We start from the raw sequence: 3,066 nt of genomic DNA on the forward strand, positions 1-3,066 counted from the left end.
ATTTTCAACCGACTCTGCATTTATATTATGCAGCTTAAATGCCGATTAGCTTAGTCAATAACAATTGGATCGTCTTGACAACTACCGTAAGTCTGCTCAAAAAAGCCGGGTGGCCATCCCAGTTCTTCTGGTGTTTTTGTAGGTGTTGATGGTTCTATTTGTTGATAAATCACCACGACTTCCATTTCTTTGTCTGTGATGCCAACGGGAATCTCAAGGTGCAAAATGCCATCAGACCCAACATGAGAACATAACTTTATACTCTGCATTACTGTTTTCTCCTAGTCCTTGGTTGATTGAAAATTACGTGGTATCTCATCTATGATGCCGTACTCTTTCTCTATCACACCCAACAGCTTCTCCTCCACAAGAGTCAAATACGGTCGCTTCAACTCCCCCAAGTGCTTTAAGACAGTACTTGGAGCATCTTCCAAGTTTTCATTTTTCCTTAACCTACTGATGCGACACCTAACAGCCTGCCGCAGGCATCGCTAATCTCCTGAACCTGCTGACATTCCTGGGGCAAGTAGTTGAAGGACTTCAGGTGCTGCAACCCAACCGTGTGTTCGCCATGCCAAAGTCTCACGGTGCAACTCAAATCATTCACTGCGCTGAGTATTCCAAAACTGGATGACATCGTAATGAGGCACCAGAAAATCAAATTAATTGCATTTACCAAAAATTCTTTTCAATAGGATCTGAACCAATCAGAAAATCAAAATTACTTTCACCCCTGCTTCTCTTCAATGTTTCCATGATTTTTTGTGGATTATCGTGGGGCCCACTGACATAGAATGGTTTCCCGTCACGACCACATTCAATACGTATTCTTTCATCCCATTCTCCGATATGCGAACGCGATTTTTCAAAGTCTTTGTGTGGTTGAAATCCTAAGCTTAGAGCGTATTCGCAAGCACTAAATATCATCCCTTGGGCAACTTCAAGGGGAACTTCTTGCGGTTTTCCGGGAAATGGCTCGAATAGTGATTCTGTAAATTCTTTAAATTTTATCCTGTCTACTGTACGTGGTGGTATGGTATCTTTAACGCCCAAGCACCATATATCTAAAAGGTAGCTACAGACCGTGATTTGATTGTATCGAGCAGCTCTTGCAATAACTACCAATCCTAAACCGCGATCGATATCGTCATTGTTTTTTACAGGTAGGATTTTTGTTAGCAGATTTTTGATGCTGTTTTCTGGCGGGATTTTCGGTAACAATTGGATAAGACTCTCGCTTGCTAAACACTGATATACGGGGTCTAGCTCTCCTTTTGTCAACCTATCTAATGTGGTTTGCTGTGCTTGATTTTGAATCGCTGCATTCACTTCTGACACTTTAATACCCAATTTTCGGGCTATCTGTTTGGGTGTTAAATTCAATGCCCGTAAATTTATGATTTCTTCTTGTTGTGTTTCTGTCATAAATTACTACTTTCTACAAACAAGTAAGAGCGGAAATATTAAACCAAAGATTGCTTTTATTTGCTATTCTACAGCCGCTTGAAGTCAAAACTGGATCACGTACACTATTTTTGCAACATGACTTAAAATGTGCTAGCAAATTTAACTGGAGCGTTACAAGTAGCGATCGCACCTGACTGGTTTTATCTTTGGCTTCGTTAATCAACAATTTATCACTGATGGTAAATTTCTTACAGTGCTGTTTGCTCGTCCCACCTCATCAATATCCAGACTATGAACATCAACCAATTTCAGGAACTGAGGCAAAAACTGACCTCAGAAGCAGACTTGTCCAATATCTGGTTGTTTTACATGGATCATTTTGCGGATCATGCAGAATTTACTGATCTGGGAGAGCCTGCTTATAATGAATACATAGATGGTGTCATCCAAAAAACTTGTGAGCAAATGTTTGGTAGGATAGTAAAGATTACTGACTTTCTCCTGATCTACATTGCAGAGTATGGTTTATTTCATGGCCCTTTTCAAGTTGAACGGCGTATCGGGGGCGTGATTTATTTCGAGGATCTTAAAATTGGGTTGATTGCAGTGTCAGCAGATTATCCTCCTACTGATGCGGTTAAGTATTCACGTTTTTCTGAGGTGCTTCAATTACCAACACCTAATCGCAACAACCTTAATTGAGAGGCGGGCAACACAAAAAAACTTTCAACAAGTGCCATATCCAAAATGAATTATTTGTCCATAAACTATAAGGGATCGCTCATATTTTTTACAAAATCTAGAATACCGTAATGATTAAAGTTTTAGATAGATTCAGACAGCAACCCTGACATATCTAATACTCGCTCTGACCAGGTACTAGCTTGCTCGGACATATTTTTACGTTCGCTCTCATTAGACCAAAGACTATCAAATTTTAATTTCCAACGTGCTAGTTGGATTTGAATGTTAACCAGTTCTTCAGCATATTCAGGTTCAATTTCTGCTGCTGTCCATTCGATAAAACACATAGTTTCATCTGCAACACTTTTGACCGCTTCAGGGTAAGCAGTGTCACAAAATGTTCTCAGCCTAGCTAAATTAGAAGCTATATGCCCTAAGCGATGTGATGTATTTTCGCCTTGAAACCGTGCTTGTTTTTCATCTAAATTCTGGTTCATATCCACCAATCAACTCCTGAGTTATTTTTTTAACACGTTCTTGAATCGCTAGGTCTTGAATTACCATTGAGCGATTATTTTGGCTTGGACGTATGTTAATAATCGATTCATAGGCGATTGATTGGTTAAAGGGAGTCCAATCCGCACCCCAGATATCTCGCTGTTTACTACCGTCTTCAAGCAATGCTGCTTCACAGAAAGCGTGTTTCTCTCCTCCTCCAGCTAAAATCCCTCTTTCTATATCTACTGCCACTTTAATGTAAACTCGCAAAGTTTGCAGCATTAACTCCACTTGTTCGAGAGTTGCTCTTTCCCTAATAATCAGTACCAAAATCTCACCCCTACCTGTATAAATGCACAAGTCAAAATTCTACTTTGTAGAATCCCTTAAATACCAAAATTAATCACTTGCAGCATTGTTGCATTGTGATTTGAACGATATTTTTGCCAAACGGTCACGAAATGCTTCAAAACTCAT

6 protein-coding genes are annotated in these 3,066 nt (G+C 39.7%); 1 reads left to right on the forward strand and 5 read right to left on the reverse strand.

The window, feature by feature from the left end; translation table 11 throughout:
- Positions 1-50 precede the first annotated feature (50 nt).
- The 3 genes from VB740_RS36315 to VB740_RS36325 all read right to left on the reverse strand — a co-directional run bounded on the left by VB740_RS36315 (position 51) and on the right by VB740_RS36325 (position 1,425).
- Positions 51-269 carry a hypothetical protein gene (locus VB740_RS36315; RefSeq protein WP_323204643.1) on the reverse strand — a complete coding sequence of 73 codons (219 nt, stop codon included), beginning with the start codon at positions 267-269 and terminating at the stop codon, positions 51-53.
- A gap of 179 nt (positions 270-448) precedes the next feature.
- Complete coding sequence (locus VB740_RS36320) at positions 449-637, reverse strand: hypothetical protein (protein ID WP_323204644.1); 189 nt, start codon at positions 635-637, stop codon at positions 449-451.
- Positions 638-672: 35 nt separating this feature from the next.
- The gene (locus VB740_RS36325) at positions 673-1,425 is read right to left on the reverse strand and encodes a DNA-binding response regulator (RefSeq protein WP_323204645.1); all 753 of its coding nucleotides are present in this window, start codon (positions 1,423-1,425) and stop codon (positions 673-675) included.
- Between the two features lie 273 nt (positions 1,426-1,698).
- Here VB740_RS36325 and VB740_RS36330 point away from each other — a divergent pair, with 273 nt between their 5' ends.
- Entirely contained in the window at positions 1,699-2,109 is a 411-nt protein-coding gene (locus VB740_RS36330) for a hypothetical protein (RefSeq protein WP_323204646.1), read from the forward strand.
- 122 nt (positions 2,110-2,231) lie between these two features.
- Here VB740_RS36330 and VB740_RS36335 read toward each other — a convergent pair whose 3' ends face one another.
- Entirely contained in the window at positions 2,232-2,588 is a 357-nt protein-coding gene (locus VB740_RS36335) for a hypothetical protein (protein ID WP_323204647.1), read from the reverse strand.
- Positions 2,569-2,919 carry a DUF5674 family protein gene (locus VB740_RS36340; protein ID WP_323204648.1) on the reverse strand — a complete coding sequence of 117 codons (351 nt, stop codon included), beginning with the start codon at positions 2,917-2,919 and terminating at the stop codon, positions 2,569-2,571. The genes VB740_RS36335 and VB740_RS36340 overlap by 20 nt, the downstream gene beginning before the upstream one ends.
- Positions 2,920-3,066: the final 147 nt, after the last annotated feature.

This window comes from Nostoc sp. UHCC 0251, from assembly GCF_034932245.1.
Classification (GTDB): domain Bacteria; phylum Cyanobacteriota; class Cyanobacteriia; order Cyanobacteriales; family Nostocaceae; genus Nostoc.